The organism is Acinetobacter sp. YH01011, assembly GCF_013420785.1.
Lineage (GTDB): Bacteria > Pseudomonadota > Gammaproteobacteria > Pseudomonadales > Moraxellaceae > Acinetobacter > Acinetobacter towneri.
The window spans coordinates 14,605-35,237 of sequence record NZ_VOYG01000002.1 but is presented as its reverse complement, the minus strand read 5'-3'; the positions used below and the strand labels follow the sequence as shown (position 1 = coordinate 35,237).

The 20,633-nt window shown below is 40.8% G+C and carries 19 protein-coding genes and 1 pseudogene; 15 read left to right on the top strand and 5 right to left on the bottom strand.

Translation table 11 applies throughout. The features are described 5' to 3' along the window. The 9 genes from FTT78_RS01510 (at position 1) to rplS (ending at position 9,105) form a co-directional block, all read left to right on the top strand. Complete coding sequence (locus FTT78_RS01510; RefSeq protein WP_180043399.1) at positions 1-1,005, top strand: PilW family protein; 1,005 nt, start codon at positions 1-3, stop codon at positions 1,003-1,005. 8 nt (positions 1,006-1,013) lie between these two features. Beyond that, positions 1,014-1,766 carry a PilX N-terminal domain-containing pilus assembly protein gene (locus tag FTT78_RS01505; protein WP_180043397.1) on the top strand — a complete coding sequence of 251 codons (753 nt, stop codon included), beginning with the start codon at positions 1,014-1,016 and terminating at the stop codon, positions 1,764-1,766. A 10-nt stretch (positions 1,767-1,776) separates the two neighbouring features. Beyond that, on the top strand, positions 1,777-5,859 hold the full coding sequence (locus FTT78_RS01500) for a hypothetical protein (protein ID WP_257221871.1): 4,083 nt from the start codon (positions 1,777-1,779) through the stop codon (positions 5,857-5,859). 23 nt (positions 5,860-5,882) lie between these two features. Further along, positions 5,883-6,371, top strand: coding sequence for a type IV pilin protein (locus tag FTT78_RS01495; protein WP_180043538.1), 489 nt, complete (start codon positions 5,883-5,885; stop codon positions 6,369-6,371). Further along, a complete protein-coding gene (locus tag FTT78_RS01490) occupies positions 6,365-6,790 on the top strand; it encodes a type IV pilin protein (RefSeq protein WP_180043395.1) in 426 nt (141 codons plus the stop codon). Before FTT78_RS01495 ends, FTT78_RS01490 begins: the two co-directional genes overlap by 7 nt. A 142-nt stretch (positions 6,791-6,932) precedes the next feature. Beyond that, on the top strand, positions 6,933-7,190 hold the full coding sequence (gene rpsP, locus FTT78_RS01485) for a 30S ribosomal protein S16 (RefSeq protein ID WP_004974526.1): 258 nt from the start codon (positions 6,933-6,935) through the stop codon (positions 7,188-7,190). 29 nt (positions 7,191-7,219) lie between these two features. Then, a complete protein-coding gene (gene rimM, locus FTT78_RS01480) occupies positions 7,220-7,768 on the top strand; it encodes a ribosome maturation factor RimM (protein ID WP_096901260.1) in 549 nt (182 codons plus the stop codon). Positions 7,769-7,810: 42 nt separating this feature from the next. Beyond that, positions 7,811-8,551 carry a tRNA (guanosine(37)-N1)-methyltransferase TrmD gene (trmD, locus tag FTT78_RS01475; RefSeq protein WP_180043393.1) on the top strand — a complete coding sequence of 247 codons (741 nt, stop codon included), beginning with the start codon at positions 7,811-7,813 and terminating at the stop codon, positions 8,549-8,551. 182 nt (positions 8,552-8,733) lie between these two features. Further along, positions 8,734-9,105 carry a 50S ribosomal protein L19 gene (gene rplS / locus FTT78_RS01470; RefSeq protein ID WP_004974529.1) on the top strand — a complete coding sequence of 124 codons (372 nt, stop codon included), beginning with the start codon at positions 8,734-8,736 and terminating at the stop codon, positions 9,103-9,105. Between the two features lie 68 nt (positions 9,106-9,173). Here rplS and FTT78_RS01465 read toward each other — a convergent pair whose 3' ends face one another. From FTT78_RS01465 to FTT78_RS01455, 3 genes are all read right to left on the bottom strand, one after another. Beyond that, a complete protein-coding gene (locus tag FTT78_RS01465) occupies positions 9,174-10,142 on the bottom strand; it encodes a triacylglycerol lipase (protein WP_180043391.1) in 969 nt (322 codons plus the stop codon). A gap of 176 nt (positions 10,143-10,318) precedes the next feature. After that, the gene (locus FTT78_RS01460; RefSeq protein ID WP_257221873.1) at positions 10,319-11,236 is read right to left on the bottom strand and encodes a triacylglycerol lipase; all 918 of its coding nucleotides are present in this window, start codon (positions 11,234-11,236) and stop codon (positions 10,319-10,321) included. Positions 11,237-11,650: 414 nt separating this feature from the next. Then, positions 11,651-12,679, bottom strand: a complete 1,029-nt coding sequence (locus tag FTT78_RS01455; protein ID WP_154320278.1) for a lipase secretion chaperone — start codon at positions 12,677-12,679, stop codon at positions 11,651-11,653. Positions 12,680-12,823: 144 nt separating this feature from the next. Between FTT78_RS01455 and truB the strand changes: the two genes are divergently transcribed. Continuing rightward, entirely contained in the window at positions 12,824-13,729 is a 906-nt protein-coding gene (truB, locus tag FTT78_RS01450; protein WP_180043387.1) for a tRNA pseudouridine(55) synthase TruB, read from the top strand. Between the two features lie 208 nt (positions 13,730-13,937). Then, positions 13,938-14,396, top strand: a complete 459-nt coding sequence (locus tag FTT78_RS01445) for a hemerythrin domain-containing protein (protein WP_180043385.1) — start codon at positions 13,938-13,940, stop codon at positions 14,394-14,396. Between the two features lie 9 nt (positions 14,397-14,405). Here the strand turns inward: FTT78_RS01445 and FTT78_RS01440 are convergent, their stop codons facing one another. Both FTT78_RS01440 and serA read right to left on the bottom strand, forming a co-directional pair. Then, the gene (locus FTT78_RS01440; RefSeq protein WP_180043383.1) at positions 14,406-15,284 is read right to left on the bottom strand and encodes a DMT family transporter; all 879 of its coding nucleotides are present in this window, start codon (positions 15,282-15,284) and stop codon (positions 14,406-14,408) included. A gap of 159 nt (positions 15,285-15,443) precedes the next feature. After that, positions 15,444-16,676, bottom strand: a complete 1,233-nt coding sequence (serA, locus tag FTT78_RS01435) for a phosphoglycerate dehydrogenase (protein WP_180043381.1) — start codon at positions 16,674-16,676, stop codon at positions 15,444-15,446. Positions 16,677-17,017: 341 nt separating this feature from the next. On the opposite strand from serA, the gene FTT78_RS01430 reads away from it, so the two are divergent. From FTT78_RS01430 to FTT78_RS01415, 4 genes and pseudogenes are all read left to right on the top strand, one after another. Further along, a complete protein-coding gene (locus FTT78_RS01430; RefSeq protein ID WP_154320282.1) occupies positions 17,018-18,427 on the top strand; it encodes an FAD-binding oxidoreductase in 1,410 nt (469 codons plus the stop codon). 157 nt (positions 18,428-18,584) lie between these two features. Then, positions 18,585-18,956, top strand: coding sequence for a hypothetical protein (locus tag FTT78_RS01425; RefSeq protein ID WP_004974545.1), 372 nt, complete (start codon positions 18,585-18,587; stop codon positions 18,954-18,956). A gap of 138 nt (positions 18,957-19,094) precedes the next feature. Next, a pseudogene (locus tag FTT78_RS01420) lies at positions 19,095-19,204 on the top strand (pirin family protein); the annotation flags it as partial. 180 nt (positions 19,205-19,384) lie between these two features. Beyond that, a complete protein-coding gene (locus FTT78_RS01415; RefSeq protein ID WP_167846350.1) occupies positions 19,385-20,614 on the top strand; it encodes an MFS transporter in 1,230 nt (409 codons plus the stop codon). Positions 20,615-20,633: the final 19 nt, after the last annotated feature.

The window sequence follows — 20,633 nt, the reverse complement described above, 5'->3', positions numbered from 1 at the left end:
ATGATAAAAAATCCAAAACAGCTAGGTTTTACACTGATTGAGTTGATGATTTCATTGGTACTAGGTCTGCTTGTTAGTGCAATAGCTATTAATATATTTTTTTTGGGGCAAAGAAGCTCTACTGTGCAGCAGGGAATGATGAGTCTTCAAAACTCAACTTTATTTAATTTAGGCTCAGTAATTAACTCAATACGCATAGCAAATTTAAACTCATCAAAGCCTTTTATTGATGACACTGTGCTTTATGGTGGAATTGTTTTGTCTCGAAACAATATTTCAAACAATGTTAAAGAAGACGGAAGCTTAAATTTTACAATTAATGATAATTTGCTTACAAAAAGTACTATTGGTCCTTCAAACTTAGATGGTCAAAGCAGTGATCAGCTCGTTGTGCAATATAAGGTCAGTACAGCGAATCAATATGATTGTGAGGGGCAGGAAGTTACAGCAAATGATTATGTTGTAGAAAGATATTTTTTAAGAGAAGACGATAAGCCACGCAATGATCCCAATAAAGCTTTGGTGTTGGCATGTAAAGCTACACGATATACAGAAAGTACTGCAAAAACTAACACAACCTTGTCTGGATTGACTGGGGGAGGGGAGATTATTGTGCCTCGTGTAGACCACTTTTCAGTTCGTTTAGGTGTCGCATTTGATGGTGCGAATCCAAATTGTACTGGTACGAGTGTAACTACAGGGGAGGGTGAGAGTAGGGTGACCACTAATTACGAACCTGATACTAAGCTAGATTGTTTTAGTTATATGGATGTTGATGATTACATGGGGTTGTCGGGAAGAAAACCACAAATTGTTTCTGTTCAACTAGGTCTCTTGGTTCGATCTTCTGATTCTACTGGTGCGAATCAGTATTTCGATGAGGATCGTGTGTTTGAAGTGTTGGGTGCAAAAGGTAAGTTAATTGCGGATGCGAACAATCATCTCTATTTGAGAAGTGTTGTAAATCAGACAATCGCCATTAGAAATGGTTTTGGGATTGAGTAGGTAAAGACATGAAAAAAATCAAGGCTAAAAAATCTCAAAGAGGAGCAACACTTATTGTTGTGCTTGTTATGTTGGTGCTCCTCACATTGGTTGGCTTATGGGCAATACGAGGCAGTATAACGTCATTAAAGATTTCTACAAATGCTCAAGTTGTAGCGCTATTAAAGCAAACGAGTGACTCTGTTTTCTTTACATTGGAAAATAAAACAGATGACGAGCTGGTATTTACCAACATGCGTATTGGTGATGGCATGCTCAATTATACCCTTCGTCCAGAGAACAAAGGTAAGGAGCTTGTTTTTTGTGTTCGGGGGGAGACTGCGGACAACTTTGTGGGTAGCCGTATTGGTAGTGTGGTGTACTGGCAAGGTAATGCAATAAGAAATACAGACATGGGTAAAAATGGATTCTGCCAAGTTGGACGTACAGCTGACTTTTTAAGTGGTAGAAATGCCGTCCTAACGCAAGTAAGTGTTCGAGCGGGCTCAAGCGATCGCGACTGGGAGCATTTGATGGAAGGTGATGATAAAGAAACCTCCAAGAGCACAGGCATTCAAAAGGTGGTTATTACGGCAACTTCCTTGATTCCAAAACTCAGCAATAGTGATGATTCAAAAATTAATGAGTGTCTTTCAAACTTCACAAGCTTTAAAGATAATCTGGTTCAAAATGAAACAGTTACAGATTGTCTAGCAAGTCTTAATGTTCCGTATAGTACCCAAGAAATGGAATATACGATGAAGCCAGTGCGTGCATCGTAGGAGAAATAGCATGAAGAATTCAAATATGAAAAGTGTTGATCGCTCTATAGTGGCACGGACCGAAATTAACCTACTGATTGATAAGTTTAAGTTAGCCACTCTTGCAGCTTCTATTACGACCTTAATCTGTTCAAGTGTTACAAGCTATGCTGCAGATTTAGAAATTTATAAAATTCCAGAAAATAGTACGGGTACAGCAACTTTAATGTTGATGCTAGATACTTCAGGCAGTATGCGTTGGAATATGCATAACACAAGTAATGCTTCTGCAGGCAATAGTCGGTTGGATATTCTTAAAAAGGGATTGCAAGATGTATTGGAGGGCACGGCAACAGTTAAGCGTGTTGAAGATAAAGTTGTTATGGGGCTAGCGACATTTGCGGGGGACAACGGGTTTATTAGAGTTCCTGCGAAGCCTTTGGGTGAAAAAACGGGTGAAGAAGTTGTAGATCAAATTTTTAAAAAACCCTTATGGATTCGTTATAGTAATAGAGTAGGAAGTGGCTATGGTGCAACCACCACCACTTATTACAATAAATGTACTTCCTGGGATGAGAGTAATTATAATTGTTTAACATGGTCGGGTGATACTACCTCCTCATCTGGATACAAAGATAGCTCTCCATATAAGTATACAACAAACCAAGATTGTAATTATGGTAATCGCAGTGACTGTCGTTATGTTTATCAGGAAATTCCTAAGTATAGAGATGAAACACACAGAGATGTTTTACTTTCTGAAATCAAAAAATTAAGTCCTGATGGGGGTACACCTACCCCATATGCTTATGCTGAGGTTGCTGCTTACTTGATGGGGCAAAGCACAGTCTTACCGAATATAGAAAGAAATGTACCCGCACATGCTAAACGTACAGCTAATAACACTGATGAGGGTTGGGATTGTCAGTCGTGGAGGTTGAGCGACAATACATGTCGTAATTGGGGCTCACGAGTAACTAACTATGGAAATGTGCCTACCGGTTATACAAGCTCTTATAGTTGTACGATAAGAAGTGGGTATACAGATTATTCTGCGACTTGTTATCGTTATAATAAAGAGTTTAACGATTCTGATAATAATTATTCTGGGTGGAATAATTCTGTAGATAGTGTTAAAAATGCAACATTAAGCAGATACATAGCTCCATCCTCGATTACCGCTCAATTAGGTGATTCTGAAGAGGCTGTTAATAAAAGAGAGTGTAGCGGACAAGGTATTTATTTCTTGACTGATGGTGAACCAGAGCCTAACGGCACAGCACCTGGAAGTGATGGGAAGAGTGGTACTGCATATAAGCTAATGGCACAAAGTTTAGGCAATAAAAAAGATTTATTTAGTTGCTCAGACAGTAATCTTGGTAATCTCAATGGGTATAAGAACCCTCAAAATGCATGGAGCTGTGTGGGCAATTATGCTGAGACGCTATTAGAAAAAGCTTCAAATCCAATAGGCTTGCAAATTAAAACTGCAGTGGTTGGTTTTAGTTCTAGTTTTAGTTCAGATACTAATGTCGATGTTCAAGATGCAAAAAATTGGGGAATCATTGGCGGTGGTAAGTGGTATGTAGGTACCAATTCACAAAGTGTTGTAGATAGTATTAATAACTTTATTAATGAGATTCAAAAAGATATTCCTTCGATGAGTACGGGTTCATCTACAATTCCTGTGGATGCTTTGAATCCAGAAATCATCCAACCTTACGCTTATTCTCCTCAGTTTGAACCTAAAGCAGATCCAGCAGATAATAGACAATTGTGGTTTGGTAATCTTAAAAAGTATTATGTATTTGAAGGTGGTATTTACTCTAGTCCAACAGGTGGTAGCTCAAATATTGTGGTTAAGAAAAGTAAGCTACAAGATTTAGACGATGCTTGGGCTAAGGCGGGGGTTACTTATCCTGATAATACGCCTGTATTTAAAAAGGGCGGAGTACTTAGTAAATTATTGTTAGGTGTTGTCGATGGTGTAGATGCATCTAATCAGCCAATTAAAAAAACAGGTCGTAAACTTCTTACTGAATATAATTTTGATGGTACTGTAGCTACAGATGATCAAATTACACGAAACTTTGATCTTAATCAAATAGACCACACATATACTAAAAATGCTAAAACGAAGACAGATGAAGCAAATCGAATTAGAAGTCTAATGGCGTTGTTGGGTATTCGTATTGAGGATTCAGTTGATCCAACTGATTTAGATTTGTCACAATCGACTGCATATGAAAACCTACGTCAAATGGGAAGTATCTATCATTCTTTACCAGTTTTATTAACTCAAGAAGGTAAAGCAGTTGCTCAGCGAAGTACGACAACGAATAAAGTTTTCGTAAGCACTACAGATCGAAAAGATTATGTAATGTTCGGTACCACTCAAGGATTACTGACAGTAGTAGATGCCAATAATGGAGTAGAAAAGTTTAGTTTTGTCCCTAAGGAAATAATTGAAAAACAACCTGAAACATTTAAGGAAAATGCGGGAAGTTTATCAGGTGGTAAAAATGCTCTCTACTATGGTCTTGATGGTGAATGGGTTGCGCATACCGTATATGTCACGGACTCTGATGGTACCATGACAGTAAAAGGTGCCTCGCGTGCCATTTTAGGTGCAACACCTGCTGAAAATGAAAACTTTGATGGTAAACAGTGGGTCTATGGTGGTATGCGTATGGGAGGGAGAAGCTATTATTCATTAGATCTTACCGATATTAACAAACCGAAGCTTAAATTTCATATTGATCCTTCAACAGGAAAAGTATATTCAGCAGATCATCCGACTGGGAAAGCTTATGCTGCTATTTCCAATATGGCTCAAAGTTGGTCAAAACCCAAACTTGATTATGTGAACTGGATGGGTGAGCGGAAGTTAGTGATGTTTGTGGGTGGTGGTTACGATGCTGGCGGTGAGCATGGTGATGGACTGTATGCGCATGGAATTCGCACTGGTTATGCTGGATATGAACACTACAACCATGTTCAGGATAATAAAAAAGGTTCGGGCGTCTATATGTTTGATGCAGATAATGGAGATCTTCTCTGGTATGCGAACTCAGATTCAAGTGGAAGTAACGGTGTTGCACACATAGGTCATAATGATCTTAAATACAGCGTTGCGAGTGATATTAAAACTATTGACCGTAATAATGATGGTGTAGTGGATCACATATATTTTGGTGATTTAGCCGGACAAGCTTTCCGTGTTGATTTTAATGGCACAAAGACAAGTTTTAATTCACAAATTAATAAAATTTTAGACCTTCATCAAAATGATGGTACTAGCCCACGATTCTATATGTCTCCGACATTTACAGCCCATCATAGTGCACAGCGTAAAGAAGGTGCGCATGTTGTAGTTGCAACATTTATATCTGGCAATAAGAGTTCTCCGTTGTTAGCTACAGTTGACTCGCCGTCAGAAACAGGTAAGAAAAATCCTCTGGGTTTACAATATGATGCTGTATATGCGATTTATGATTATGATATTCATCCAAATGGCCAGTTCTTCCCGAATAGTCACATTACCGCTAGAACTCTGAGCAATGAGAATGCTACCGCATCTACGAGTCATCTCAAGTTAATCAGAGACGTAGTGCGTTCAGATAATGAAGATACATTGGTAAAAGGTGCCTTGGCACATTCAACAAATGGTTGGGGGGGGTGGTACTATAAATTTGATAAAAAATTTGATGGTACCGATGCTGAGGCGAGCATTATTAAAGGGCTATCCCCACTAATTGCTATGGAAGGTAGTCTTTATGTGACAATGTATGATGCTTCAAATAATGGTACGTCTTCAAGTTGTGGTGCGGGTGTAAAAGGACATAGTTTTACACAGCGTTTATGTTTGCCGACAGGTGTGTGTCCTGAAAATGCAAACCATAAATATAATTTAGGTGCGGGTATTGTTAGTCTAAACGTTGGTTCAGTGGATGGTAGTAATATTAAATCTATCGTAGTTCCAGATCCAGATGATATAGGTGCATCATCATGTGTAGGTACAGACTGTGCGGGTAAGCCTAAATTCCTTCCAGCAGGTGGTTCAATTCGTTTCATTCCAAACCGTTGGTTTGAACGCTATGCGAAAATGGACTGATAATAATGAGAAGAACACATAAAATGCTACCATCTCAAAAGTTTAATCAGGGTTTTACCCTGATCGAACTAATGATTGTGGTTGTGATACTTTCAATATTGGCAACTATCGCAACAATATCTTATAAACAGTTTGTTCAACGAAGCGTGGCAGCTCAAGCTCAACAAGAAATAGCTAAATTATCTGAACAGTTAGAACGTCATAAATCTCGTAATTTTAGTTACAAGGGTTTTGATGCAACTTATCTTTATACAGGTGGATCTATTTTTGATGCGAGTTCTCAAACATTGGATTTAAACTCAACATATACAATTAGTATTGTTGATGGTGTTTCTACTAGCACCTTATTGACTGATACAAATGCATCAGGAAATCAATGGGCGATCAGAGCAAATAGTCGTGATCCCGAGAATTTTAGCTACTTATTAACAAGTAAAGGTTTGCGTTGTAAAAATAAAGCTAGCAATCTAGTGACATATACGGGGTGTGGTACAGGGGGCGAAGAATGGTAAAAAAATCGGGATTTACATTAATTGAACTTCTTATCGTAGTTGCCATTATTGGAATTCTAGCCTCCATTGCATATCCATCTTATCAAGACTATTTAATTAAAGCGAAACGTGTAGAAGCTCAATCAGAGTTGTTGGTTATTGCGCAAAATTTAGCTAAATATAAAGCTACAAACGGTAACTTTAGTAATGCTGATTTATCAAGGGTTTATGGTGCAAATGTATTACCGAAAGATGGTGCAGCAATGTATGATTTGGTATTAACGGTTACAAATAGTAATTGGATTTTATCAGCTAGCCCTAAAAATGGTACTCGTCAACAGGGTAATGGAAGTATTGTGATTAATAGTATGGGGCAAAAATGTTGGACTAAAGGAAGTACTTGCACACCATCCGTAACTTCCAACTGGGACGGAAAATAAATAAATTCAAATCTGCGGATAAATACGTTTTGATCTTTCATTCAGGGCAAATTTCACGTAAAATACTGCCCTCTATGAAAGGGGTTTGAAATGTATCGATGGTCGATACAGGGATAATCCGTAAAAACTATAAGGTTGTATCATGGTAGTTATTCGTCTTACTCGTGGTGGTGCTAAAAAGCGTCCATTCTATCAAATCGTTGTAACTGACAGCCGCAATGCGCGTGACGGTCGTTTCATCGAACGTATCGGTTTCTTTAACCCAACAGCTCAAGGTAAAGCAGAAAAACTTCGTTTAGATGCTGACCGTTTTGCACACTGGGTTGCTCAAGGCGCTCAACCGTCTGAACGTGTTGCTTCTTTAGCTGCTCAAGCGAAGAAAGCTGCAGCTGCTGCATAATTTTTACAAATTAAGTAGTAGGTTAGCCCATGACACCAACACAGAATGTGCCCGAAGATCGTATTCAGATTGGACAGCTACGTTCAGCTTATGGATTAAATGGGTGGCTCTGGGTCTATTCCAATACAGAACCCATGAGCAACATATTTGACTACCTGCCTTGGTACATTGAAACCAAAGCAGGTTGGCAAATGGTCGATGTAAAACGTTGGAAACCACATGGCAAAGGCTTGGTGGTCAGCTTAAAAGGTGTGAGTGATCGTACCGCAGCAGACAACTTGGTTGGCGCAAATATCTGGATTTCAAAAGCGCAACTGCCTCAACCAGGCGTGGACGAGTATTATTGGTCTGATTTAAAAGGTCTAACAGTGTTAGGTCTGGACGATGACGAACAAGAAGTAAACCTCGGTCAAATCCATGAATTGTTTGAAACAGGTGCCAATGACGTGATGGTAGTTCGCGCAACTGCCGATAGCGTCGATAGCGAAGAGCGTATGATTCCATGGCATAAAGATGTGGTACAACGCGTTGATCTCGAAGCGGGTCGCATCTACGTAAATTGGGGCGTAGATTATTAATCCATTCAGGATTCGCAGAGCAGGAAAATAGAGGAGTCTGCGGTGTTTTTTGCAGTCATTACGCTTTTTCCTGAAATGTTTGAAGCGATTACAGCTTACGGTATTAGCGGACGTGCAGCAAAACGTGAATTGATGCAAATTCATTGCATTAATCCACGTGATTATGCACAGGGCAACTACAAACGGGTGGATGAACGTCCATTTGGTGGTGGTCCAGGTATGGTGATGATGGCAGAGCCTTTGGCGCAAGCAATCCAGCATGCCAAACAGCTTGCACAGCAAGCAGGAGCAGTTCATGTACCTGTGGTGTATATGTCGCCACAAGGTAAAACCTTAAACGAAACTGCAGTACAACAATTCGTTGAATCTGATGGATTAATTGTATTGTGTGGTCGTTATGAAGGGGTCGATGAGCGTTTAATCCAAAACTATGTTGATCAGGAATGGTCAATTGGAGATTACGTTTTATCGGGTGGGGAGCTACCTGCAATGGTGTTGTTGGACAGTATTATTCGGAGACTTCCAGGTGCTATGTCTGATGAGCAATCTCATGTGCAAGACTCATTTGTGGATGGTCTTTTAGATTGCCCACAATATACCAAGCCAGACCATTTTGAAGGTTTGGATGTCCCCGAAGTACTAAAGTCGGGACACCATGCCAATATTGAAAAATGGCGGTTTTTGCAGCGTTATCAACGGACTTTAGAGCGTCGACCTGAGTTGATTGAAAAAGTTGAGTTGAGCAAGCAGCAAAAAAAATGGCTAAAAGATTCGCAAGGGTAGACCAAATAATTGGTTTATCTAAGCACCATGGCTACAGGCAGTTGGTTTGTAGTTTTTAAATAGGCTCTTTATGCATTGAAGCGGTCAGGCATAAAGGGAAAGTCAATCGGGTCTATGCGTTTTAGCCTCTATACCCAGTGGAAATCAGACCTCTTCTGACCCACACATACTGGAGATACCCCATGAGTGGTAAGCATCCTTTAGTACAAGCTGTTGAGAATGCACAGCTTAAGCAAGACATCCCAGCTTTTGCACCAGGCGATACAGTTATCGTTCAAGTAAAAGTAAAAGAAGGTGATCGTGAACGTCTTCAAGCATTTGAAGGTGTTGTAATTGCGAAGAAAAACCGTGGTTTGAACTCTGCGTTCACAGTACGTAAAATTTCTAGCGGTGTTGGTGTTGAGCGTGTTTTCCAAACTCACTCTCCAATCGTTGCGAAAATCGAAGTGAAACGTCGTGGTGACGTTCGTCGTGCTAAACTTTACTACCTACGCGAATTGTCTGGTAAAGCTGCACGTATTCGTGAGAAATTACCAGCACGTAAACAAGGTTAATTTTAACTTTGCTTTACAGCTAAAAAATGCGCCGTTTAGGCGCATTTTTTTATGTCTGGTATTTGAGTTTATAAACCTTGCATTTTTAAGCGATTGGCATGTTGACGATATACATCAACAGGATCTGGTGCAAAAATATCTTTCATGCCCAAGAGTTGATTGACTTCATCTAAGTGGTTCCAATAGTAGTTATCACGAATGGTTTTACCAAATTTGGCGCTGCAGCGTGATACCAAACCATCATTATCACGACCATTATCAATCAACAAACTGGTCGCCAACATGGCTGAGTCTGGATCAAGTAAATTAGTGACAGCCGTATTGCCCGTAAATGAATAGAACTGGATGCCTTTTTCTTGATAAGCGCCCTCACCACAACTTGTCGTTGGCATACCCATTGGGAATTTGCTGTTAAATTGTGCTGAACCTGTGGTGCTCAAACTGTTGGCACCTGCCAATGAGTCATGTGGATAGCTATTTGGATCTAAACCTTGTGCCCAAGTAATGGTTTTAGACACTAAATTGACCATATCAATTAATGGTTTTTCGAGCGGTGCACCTTGTACATTCAAAATAAAGTCTGCCACAGGTGAGCCTTTATTTGGTGCACCGACAGCAGTCAGCGATGCGACTTTAAATGGCATCACGCCTGCAACATAACGAATGGTTGGTCCACCATGTGAGTGACCAATTAAGTTGACCTTGCTTGCGCCTGTAATCGCAAGAATTTCATCGACTTGTTGTGCCAATTGTTCGCCACGAACTTCTGATGAGTTAAATGGAGATACGCGGGTTGCCCAAGCGTTAGCACCGTTACGTGCTAAATTGGGTAAAATTTGGTACCAATAATCGACACCTAACTGATCTCCACCAATATTGATAAAGCCTGCCATACCGTGAGTAAACACAATCGGATATTTGGTTTTGGCATAACTGGAGATCACGAAGTTAGATTTGACCTGTTCTGCATTGGATGCGTGCGCGGTACTGAAGGTACTAGCCGCAATTAAGCCTGCAATGAATAATCCATATTTCATATAACATCCTCTATTTTATTGTGCTTTCCTAGCATGACAATATCTATTGTCAAATATCATTATTCAGGAAATTTGCTAGATTGCAAGTTCTGAATGATTCATGGTTATTGAACTTCTCGCACTTGAGTTTCAAGCACAGGAAGATGGTTTTGCCAAGATTGAAATGAGCTTTACTATTACAAACCTTGTAATTTCAATCGGTTGGCATGTTGTCGATACAGTGCAACTGGGTCAGGTGCAAACAAGCCCGTTAAGCCAAACATCATGTTGGCAAGGTCGGTATGATTTAGTCGGTAGTTGTCACGAATGACGTGTCCAATGTGGGTACTACAACGTGCGACCATGCCATCGTTGTCTAAATTGCCATAAGACAGTGGGCCGAGTTGCATTAAAACAGTGTCAATATCCAGTAAATTGGTGGCTTGTGCTACACCTGTCCATGAATAGTAATGAATTCCGCGATCTACTTTGGCACCGCTGCTGCTGCAATTTGCGGCCAAGGCTGTGGTTGGAAAACGACGGTTAAAATCTGCAGACGCTGTTTCGGTTAAAGAAGCCATCGATGCATCAAAATCGACAGGCATGTCTGGCTGTTGCTGCGCCCAAGTAATGAGTGGAGCCACCATGTAGTCGCCTAAAATATTAAACGCGGTGCGTGATAAACGATTATTTTGAATATCATCGGCAACTTTGGAGCCACGGAATGTTCCTGCAACACCGGTAATTGATGCCACATATTCAGGTTTGGTGGCAGCCACATAACGTACTGTTGGACCACCATGCGAGTGACCAATTAAATTGACTTTGGATTTGCCCGTGATTGCTATGACTTCTTCGACTTGGGCAATTAGTTGCTCACCTCGAAATTCAGTACGATGTGCAGGGGAGAGTTGTGCGGCAAATACGGTTGCGCCATTACGTGCCATATCTGGCAAAATTTGATACCAATAATCCATATTAAAGGTTTCATTGCCAATGCGTGACCAACCGAGCCAGCCGTGCACCATGAGCAATGGATATTTGGTTTTGGCATAGTCAGATTTGACCTGCTCCTGAATAGGCAACACGCTTGGAGCCGCTTGAGCTGCACCCATTGAGCCGAACAAGCAGCCAGTGACAGCCAATGTAATTGCCCGTATGTTAGATATGATGGTCATAAAACAATCCTGTGTTCTTTATTTTTATTACAAGTGAAGTGGTGGCTTCGCTTCCCTCCTGAAAGCTCAGATATGCAAATTGCCGTTGGTTACGGCACATTATTGTGAGTCATTCTCGACTATTTTTTGTACGCTCAGGTATTTTTTCATGCGTAATTTAGAAAAAACATATCATTTGGGGACAGTTATTGCGCATTGTCCCAGAGATTTGTAAATCTACATGCATATTGATATCTATTTAATATTTATAGACATTTGTATATTAAATCGTTGTGGTGAGTTTGTACTAAAACAGCTTTTCAGGCATAAAAATAGGGCATGTTGAATGCCCCAGTTTCCTATGTAGATATGTTAGTCAGCAAAAGGTAATTTTCCACCTTGATCATGTACCTGTTCAAAGGTTTCTAAACGCAATTGCTCTTGTGGATTTTGAAAATGCTGTCCGCGTAATTGTTTCACGGCTTGTTGCTTGGCTTGATCATTCATTCCACTTTGCATGATTTGATCACGCGTACTTAAATAATCCTCTACTCGTGATTTCCACTGACTGCGTTGCCCATCTAATTGTTCTAAACGCTGAGTTGCTTCAGGACCAACCAGATTTAAACGCATTTGGCGGATTTCAGCAGCAGAACCACCACGTGCTTTAATTGCCGCAGTCAAGCTGCGTAAATCTTGCAAGGTGTTCAGCTGTTCTAAATTTTCTTGCCAATCTTGAGGTAATTGTTTAAATAATTCCTGCAATTGTCGTGCTTTTTCAGCTTCAGATAATTTTTTATCATCCATGACTGCCATGCGCTTTAGGGTATATTCGTGATAGGCATCTTCCGTACCAAATAAACCTTCAATTTCATAATCAGAAAAATATTGTTTACGCAGATTTTGCATGCTGCTAAAAATGCTGCGGTAATATTGCGGGTCTTCCTGATTTAAATTCGGTGCTTGCAGTTGCCCAAGCGCGTTGCGATAGTCCAAATAACGCTGCCATAAATCTAAAATTTGCGACAAGGCAGGTTCTTTATGTCCTTGTTGAATATAGCTTTTAAAATCACCACGAATCTGTTCAATGCTTTTTTCGCCATATTGGGTAATAAAATATTCAAAACAGTTACGGGTTTGCTCATTCACAATCAGACGATGAGTTGCATCGAGTTTAAGCTGACAATTGACTTCGGTGTCTTGCTGACTTTGGCTTAAAAAATTTGCAGCATGATGATTTTGCATGGCTTGCTGCAGGTTCAACGCTTGAGCTGTTTCATTATTTGAGCTTAGCTGAGGCGATGTATGGGCAGAGGTTGATGGTGGCATTAGCCAATACACCAAAGCCGCAATCAGCAGTATCACTACGCCTAAAACAATCCATATTTTATGTTTCTGCATTCCAATGCACCTGTTTATCCATTTTATTTTTTTAATCCTAAGCGCCCAAATATGCCATAAAAGTAAGTCGCTGTTCTAGAAATGTTGTCATTTATCGCGGCAGATTGTTACCATGACGCAGTTTTGCTTTGACCTATGTGTGCTATGAAATCATCTGCGGCTAAAATCCAGCGTCGTGCCATTAGTGGTGTATTTTTATTGAATAAACCTTTGGGCATCAGTTCCAATGCAGCATTGCAAAAAGTGCGTTGGTTATATCGGGCACAAAAAGCAGGGCATACAGGAGCATTAGATCCATTGGCTTCAGGTTTGCTGCCGATTTGTTTGGGTGAAGCGACCAAATTTTCGCACTATTTACTCGATTCGGTGAAACGCTATCAAACCACCATTCAATTGGGACATAGCACCACCACGGGAGATGTGGAAGGGGAAGTGTTGTTGCAGCAGGCTGTACCTGCATTGAGCCAAAAGAGCATTGAACAGGTATTGGCACAATTTCAGGGCGATATTATGCAAGTTCCGCCCATGTATTCTGCCTTAAAAAAAGAAGGGCGTCCGTTGTATGAATTGGCACGACAAGGCATTGAAATTGAACGTGAAGCGCGCCCAGTTACCATTTATGCGATTGAGTTACTGTCTTTTACTGAACAGAGCATCACTTTGGATGTGACTTGTTCTAAAGGCACGTATATTCGTGTTTTAGGTGAAGATATTGCCAAAGCCTTGGGCACTTACGGACATTTGACCTATTTACATCGGATTAAAACGGGGCATTTTGACCTGATTCCGAGCTATAGCATTGAATATTTAGAAAGTTTAAGTGAAGCAGAACGTGAGGCTTTATTGCTGCCTGCGTATGCACCTGTGCAGCATTTTCTACACATTCAAGTCCCTGAAGGACGCGCTGAATATTTTAGTCGCGGCATGGAAAGTAATATTGACCATCCTGCAGCAGCGCAAGTGTTGGTCTTTGATGGTGAAAAGTGTTTAGGTTTGGCTGAAATTACAGATAAAAAGCGCTTGGTACCGAAACGGGTTTTAAATCTCTAAATTTTGCTCAGATACATAACTTGAATAAAGTGGGTAAGTGAATTAAAGCTTTCTATACAAATAGTTGCAGGAATTCGGATTGATCCTCTATACAGTAGCTAGAGGATTAAAAAACGAAATCAAAACTGACTCCAAAACCGATGTGGATGTGCGAGTAGATTCTTATCAATCTGTTCGCCGCGCATGGGTTAAAAATAGAGGGCTGCACATGAATATTTTTGAAGCTTTACGCCAAAGTCACGAGATTCAACGAGATTTAGCCCGCCAACTGACGCAAACTTCAGGTGATAGCCCTGAACGTAGAGCGATATTTGAACAACTTAAAAATGAATTATTTGCGCATGCGGTAGCAGAAGATCGCTATTTTTATATTCCTTTAATGATGACTGACGCGGGTTTAAATATCACCCGCCATGCTTTGGCAGAACATCATCAAATGGATGAATTACTCGAACAATTAACCGAAACTGAAATGAGCAACACGGGTTGGCTGGCCATTGCAAAGCAGCTGTCAGATAAAGTGCATCATCATTTAAAAGAAGAAGAACATGGGTTTTTTCAGCAGGCAGGTAAAATTTTGTCTGAGCAGCAAAAACAAAGTCTAGCTAAACAATATTTGGCAGAATATGAAAAATATCAAAAGATGGCTAAAGACAGTTTGGTTTAAGGATTTTGTTTAAACATTCTGTGGCTGTTTAGACTTTTTTACTGCTCTAAAAGTTACGCCAACCGAAGCTAACATGATGCAACATAAGGCAATCCATTGCAGTGAAGTGATTTTCTCACCCAACAACACCAAGCCTGTCAGTGCAGCCAAAGCAGGCGATAAACTGGAAAGTGTGCCATAACTCATTTTGTTGAGTTGTTTCAGCGCTTGTAAATCTAAAGCATAAGGAATGGCGGTGGCGAGTACAGCAATGGCAAGTGCTTTGCCCCAATATTGAGTCTCAAACAACGCAGGTGCATTGTTATACAATCCAAATGGGATCAGTGCCAAAGCTGAAATACTGATGGCGATGGTCAGCGCGTGCATGCCAATATTTTGTTGCACCACTTTTTGCCCAAAATAAATATAAAAAGCCCAGCACAATCCTGCACCTAAGGCACATGCTGCACCAAACAGACTAAAATGATCTCCCTGCGCTTGTCCCCAAGGCACCATAAGAATAATGCCTAAAATCGCCAACAACACCCAAACATAATCTTTACGGTTTTGAATGGATAATAAAGCCAAGCCCAAAGGCCCGACAAACTCTAAACCCACCGCAATACCTTGCGGCAACTTGCCCAAAGACAGATAAAACAGAATATTCATTAAGCCCAAGGCTGCGCTATAGCACAATAAATCACGCCATTTTAAATGTGCGAGCCGCGACAGAATTTGCCATGAGCGAAACATGATTGCCACAATTACACTGGCAAAGCACAGCCGTAAAATTGTCACGCTAAGCGGGTCGAGTACCTGAAAGAGTTGTTTGGCAAATGAGGCACTGATTTGATAGGAGATCATGGACAGAACCATGAACAACACCGCAGTGAGTTGGGCGTTTGGCATGAGGCAGGAAAATACTCTAAAGCGTCAGAATAGGAATACGGGGGAGATTATAGCAAGTTTAAAATACTAGCGGGTTGCAGCACGATGCTGTGTAGATGCAGCAGACATAAAAAACCACAGTACGCAGACTGTGGTTTTTTGTAGCATGCGCTGGTGGTATTAGAACAATACACGTACGCGAATTGTGCCTTCAACTTCGTGTAAAGTATCTAGTGCTTCTTTAGATGCAGTCGCATCAACATCCATCACTAAATAACCGACATCACCTTTGGTCATAAGTGACTGACCAGAGATGTTGATGCCGTGTTCAGCAAACAAGTTGTTGATTTTAGACAATACACCTGGAATGTTTTGGTGAATATGCAATAAACGGTGCTTGCCTTCAGTCAATGGCAGTGCAATTTCAGGGAAGTTCACTGCAGACAAAGTCATACCTTTATCTGAATATGCAACAAATTTCTCTGCCACTTCTAAACCAATGTTCGCTTGCGCTTCCATAGTAGAACCACCCACGTGCGGTGTTAAAATCACGTTTGGTAGGTTGCGTAGTGGAGAAACAAATTCTTCACCATTGGCTTTTGGTTCTTTCGGGAATACGTCAACTGCAGCACCTGCAATATGACCAGACTTGATAGCATCTGCTAAATCTTCAATCACCACACAAGTACCACGTGCCGCGTTAATGAAAATTGCGCCTTCTTTCATTTGTGCAAATTGTTCTTTTGCCATGAAATTGCGGGTAGATGGTACATCTGGAACGTGTAAAGAAACCACGTCAGCATTTGCCAATAATTCGCCCATAGAGCCAACTTGACGTGCATTACCTAAAGGTAACTTGGTTACAGCATCATAATAAATGACGTGCATACCCAAGCTTTCAGCCAATACTGAAAGTTGAGAACCGATTGAACCGTAACCCACGATACCTAAAGTTTTACCACGTGTTTCAAATGAACCTACAGCAGACTTGTTCCAGCCACCTGCATGTGTATCGGTTGATTTTTCAGGTACGCGACGTAGCAATAAAATTGCTTCAGCCAATACCAATTCTGCAACCGAACGGGTGTTTGAATAAGGGGCATTGAAAACTGGAATACCACGTTGCATTGCTGCAGTTAAGTTCACTTGGTTCGTACCAATACAGAAACAACCTACCGCAATTAGTTTGTTCGCAGCTTCAAAAACTTCTTCAGTTAGCTGTGTACGTGAACGAATTCCAATGAAATGCGCATCTTTAATCGCTTCTTTTAACGCATCGCCCTCAAGCGCCGTTTTACGATAATCGATGTTGGTATAACCCGCTGCATTTAACACGTCGATTGCGTTCTGGTGTACGCCTTCTAACAACAAGAAACGAATTTTATCTTTAGGTAGTGAAAGATGTTGGCTCATTACGGCTCCGCTACAAAGGCCAAATTTAGTGGCGGTATGATAACATAGGAGATGGGTCGATATACATTTCCTTTATGACCAAGAGTGCAGGTATTTTTTGTCAGATATAATCTCTTTCAGAAATATTGCCCAAAATTGCCCTGTTCTTACCACGTTATATTATCGGAATTGCCAATATTCACAGGTTTTTCAAAAAAATCGCTTATAATAAGCGGCACACATGAAAGCCAACCCACGCTGTTGCTTTGATGCACATATTTAGTCTGCAGTATCTTCAAATTGATCAAGATATGCAGACAGTCGCTTTTCTTCCTGTTTAATTCTTGCTAGGTCTGCAAACGATGAATGCTCCAGTCGCTTTAACCCCTGAGTTATTGACCCAATTAACGGCAATAGTCGGTGAAAACCGTATTAAAACGGATGCCGATAGCCTCCAAAACTGGGGTCGTGACCATACAAAGCATTTTGATCCGAACCCATCGGTCATCGTTTTCCCATCAAGCACAGAGCAAGTACAAGCCATTGTAAAACTGGCGAATCAGTTTAATGTGGCCATTACTCCATCGGGCGGACGTACAGGTTTATCTGCGGGTGCGGTGGCAGCCAATGGTGAAATTGTAGTCAGCATGGACAAGATGAACCAAATCTTGGAATTTTTCCCTGCAGACCGTATGGTACGTGTGCAAGCGGGTGTGGTGACTGAGCAACTACAAAACTATGCCGAAGAACAAGGCATGTATTATCCAGTCGATTTTGCATCTTCAGGTTCTTCACAAATTGGCGGTAATATTGGTACCAATGCGGGCGGTATTAAAGTCATTAAATACGGCATGACCCGTAACTGGGTGTTGGGTCTGACTGTGGTAACAGGCAAAGGAGATATCCTGCGTCTGAACAAAGGCATGATCAAAAACGCAACAGGTTATGCGCTGCAACATTTATTTATTGGCGGTGAAGGCACACTTGGCTTAGTGACCGAAGCTGAAATTAAGCTAGAACGCCAACCGCAAGATTTGCAAGTGATGGTGTTGGGCGTACCTGATTTTAATTCGGTGATGCCTGTATTACATGCTTTCCAAGCCAAAATTGATTTGACTGCATTTGAATTCTTTGGTGAATTGGCGATGCAAAAAGTCTTGGATCATGGTCATGTGCAACGTCCATTTGAAACCGAATGTCCATTTTACGTGTTACTTGAATTTGAAGCGCCATTTGAGCCAATTATGGACAAGGCGATGGAAATTTTTGAACACTGTATGGAACAAGGCTGGGTGATGGATGGCGTATTGAGCCAAAGCCTAGACCAAGTTGAAAGTTTATGGCGTTTGCGTGAAGACATTTCTGAGTCGATTGCACCGTTTATTCCATATAAAAACGATATTTCAGTATTGATTACTCATGTTCCTGCATTTATTCAGGAAATTGATGCAATTGTGGCAGAAAACTATCCTGACTTTGAAATTTGCTGGTTCGGCCATATTGGTGATGGTAACTTGCACCTGAACATTCTTAAACCTGCCGATTTAAGCAAAGACGAATTCTTTGCCAAATGTCAGGTGGTAAATAAGTATGTATTTGATACTGTGAAGAAATATGATGGTTCTATTTCTGCAGAACACGGTGTAGGCATGACCAAAAAACCATATTTGGAATATTCACGTTCGGCTGAAGAAATTGAATATATGAAAGCGTTGAAAAAGGTTTTTGACCCTCAAGGCATTATGAACCCAGGCAAATTATTTGATTTGTAATTCCTTTCGCCTTTCATTTATTTAAGTGAATTGAAAAACGCATCCTCGTGATGCGTTTTTTTATGCCGCTGTTTTAATTTTACATTTCTGTTCTAGCGTTTCTGCGCTAACAGGGCATCATAGAAGCATAAATAATAATCAACATTTTGGAGGAGTTATGTTGCGTTTAATCACGGTTTCCGCATTGGGTGTTGCGTTATTGTCAGGCTGTGCGACTACACAGAATATTATTTCACAAGTTACGCCTGCAGAAACACCTTTGGCGCAGGTACTCAAACAACGTCCAGATTTGCGTAAAGAATTGGCTACCGTTGAAATTCGTCAATACTTTAACCGTGTCGAAGCACCAACTGCGGCAGAAGTAAAAATTACCGAAACAGGCTTAATGGATGATTCGGTACGTTCAATTCGTAGTATTTATCACTTTAAAAATATTAATGGACAATGGCAGCAGGGTGATGTGCAAACCGCTTACTTATGCGCACGTGGTAAAAATACCAAGACTTTCCAAAGCAAAAAATGTCCTTAAATTGCTGTAGGGCTTAGGTAAATCTTGCATGATGTTCTAAAAATGCAACAAAGCGTCTGTGGATAATACTCGTGTTATCCACAGCTTTTATTTAGGATGACTTCATTCGATTCAAAAACGTGTGAGCGCAGCATGTCCATCAAAACGCTAGCATTTCTACACTGTAATGATCGCCTCATTGCCGTGGGTAGTTTTATCCTGTACTTTCGGTATTTTCATATTATGAATTGGGCAATACCGTATCGCCTTAACCCGCTGAAGGAGGTGATGCCTAACTTGGTCTGATGTCACATCAAGTGCCGCAATTTATTTAACGGACTTAAAAAATGCGCCATAAATTTGCCATTCAACTCTGTTAAACTGCAGCTCAATTTTCTATTTTATGGGCTAAACGCGGCTGACTTGCATCGTTTTGTCCTTTATAACTCATGCCACAGCAGCAAAAAAATACCATTCAACGTGCCACACTCATGTTTCCCTTGGCTTTGGTCTTGTTTGAGTTCGCGGTTTATATTGGCAATGACTTGGTTCAACCCGCAATGTTGGCCGTCACACAAGATTTTGGTGTCAGTAGTGCATGGGCAGCTTCGTCCATGTCATTTTATTTGCTGGGGGGTGCTTGTGTGGCGTGGTTATTGGGGCCACTCTCTGACCGTTTGGGACGCAAAAAAGTATTATTGGGCGGCGTGGCATTTTTTACCCTAACCTGTTTATTGATTTTATTGACTCAGAACATTGAAAGCTTCCTTGTTCTTCGTTTTTTTCAAGGTTTTGGTTTGTCAGTCATTAGTGCAGTCGGTTATGCGGCTATTCAGGAAAACTTTGCAGAACGTGATGCAATTAAAGTCATGGCGCTCATGGCTAACGTCTCTTTACTTGCTCCCTTGCTCGGCCCAGTCTTAGGTGCATTTATGATTGAGCATGTTTCTTGGCATTGGGGTTTTATCGGCATAGCACTGTTGGCATTTTTGAGTTGGTTTGGACTGAAAGCCAAAATGCCTGAAAATCAGCAGCGTATTCCCAAACCTCCATTTCGAGATGTATGGGATGATTTTAAACAAGTTTTTCAAAATACCAGATTCTTAGGTTTGACATTGGCGCTGCCCTTATTGAGCATGCCTTTAATGTTGTGGATTGCGTTATCTCCTGTGATGTTGGTGGAAGAGTTAGGCTTTAGTAGTCTGCAATACGGTTTGGCGCAGTTTCCTGTTTTGGGTGGTTTGATTTTAGGCAATCTGGTACTGATGAAAGTCATTGACCGTTTACCTTTAGGAAAAACAGTCTTGATTGGTTTACCTTTAATGTTGTTGGGTAGTGTGCTGATCGTATTGGGGGCAATTTGGCAAAGTTATTTTGTTTGGTGTTTGGTGATTGGTATGAGCTTGATCAGTTTTGGTGAGGGAATGAGCTTCTCAGTCTTATACCGTTTCGCCTTAATGTCATCGGAAGTGTCTAAAGGTACTGTTGCTGCTAGTGTTTCAATGCTATTGATGCTGTGCTTTTTTATTGTGATTGAACTCGTACGTGTTTTATATATGCGGTTTGATATTTGGGCGTATAGTTTGGCTTGTTTGGTGTTGATAACGCTTTGGTTTAGTTTGCCACGCATGATGCTTAAACAGGTGATGCAGGAGCGAGTTGCTGCAGGGCAGTTTTAAGGGTTTAAATTTTTCAGCT

Excerpts from the sequence above, each read along its gene's own strand:
- FTT78_RS01445 (WP_180043385.1), top strand. The coding sequence starts at position 13,938 with ATGAATATTTTTGAAGCTTTACGCCAAAGTCACGAGATTCAACGAGAT.
- rimM (WP_096901260.1), top strand. The coding sequence starts at position 7,220 with ATGACACCAACACAGAATGTGCCCGAAGATCGTATTCAGATTGGACAG.
- FTT78_RS01465 (WP_180043391.1), bottom strand. The coding sequence starts at position 10,142 with ATGAAATATGGATTATTCATTGCAGGCTTAATTGCGGCTAGTACCTTC.
- rplS (WP_004974529.1), top strand. The coding sequence starts at position 8,734 with ATGAGTGGTAAGCATCCTTTAGTACAAGCTGTTGAGAATGCACAGCTT.
- FTT78_RS01510 (WP_180043399.1), top strand. The coding sequence starts at position 1 with ATGATAAAAAATCCAAAACAGCTAGGTTTTACACTGATTGAGTTGATG.
- truB (WP_180043387.1), top strand. The coding sequence starts at position 12,824 with ATGAAATCATCTGCGGCTAAAATCCAGCGTCGTGCCATTAGTGGTGTA.
- FTT78_RS01440 (WP_180043383.1), bottom strand. The coding sequence starts at position 15,284 with ATGCCAAACGCCCAACTCACTGCGGTGTTGTTCATGGTTCTGTCCATG.
- FTT78_RS01490 (WP_180043395.1), top strand. The coding sequence starts at position 6,365 with ATGGTAAAAAAATCGGGATTTACATTAATTGAACTTCTTATCGTAGTT.
- rpsP (WP_004974526.1), top strand. The coding sequence starts at position 6,933 with ATGGTAGTTATTCGTCTTACTCGTGGTGGTGCTAAAAAGCGTCCATTC.
- FTT78_RS01495 (WP_180043538.1), top strand. The coding sequence starts at position 5,883 with ATGCTACCATCTCAAAAGTTTAATCAGGGTTTTACCCTGATCGAACTA.
- FTT78_RS01430 (WP_154320282.1), top strand. The coding sequence starts at position 17,018 with ATGAATGCTCCAGTCGCTTTAACCCCTGAGTTATTGACCCAATTAACG.
- serA (WP_180043381.1), bottom strand. The coding sequence starts at position 16,676 with ATGAGCCAACATCTTTCACTACCTAAAGATAAAATTCGTTTCTTGTTG.
- FTT78_RS01455 (WP_154320278.1), bottom strand. The coding sequence starts at position 12,679 with ATGCAGAAACATAAAATATGGATTGTTTTAGGCGTAGTGATACTGCTG.
- FTT78_RS01460 (WP_257221873.1), bottom strand. The coding sequence starts at position 11,236 with ATGGGTGCAGCTCAAGCGGCTCCAAGCGTGTTGCCTATTCAGGAGCAG.
- FTT78_RS01415 (WP_167846350.1), top strand. The coding sequence starts at position 19,385 with ATGCCACAGCAGCAAAAAAATACCATTCAACGTGCCACACTCATGTTT.
- FTT78_RS01505 (WP_180043397.1), top strand. The coding sequence starts at position 1,014 with ATGAAAAAAATCAAGGCTAAAAAATCTCAAAGAGGAGCAACACTTATT.
- FTT78_RS01500 (WP_257221871.1), top strand. The coding sequence starts at position 1,777 with ATGAAGAATTCAAATATGAAAAGTGTTGATCGCTCTATAGTGGCACGG.
- FTT78_RS01425 (WP_004974545.1), top strand. The coding sequence starts at position 18,585 with ATGTTGCGTTTAATCACGGTTTCCGCATTGGGTGTTGCGTTATTGTCA.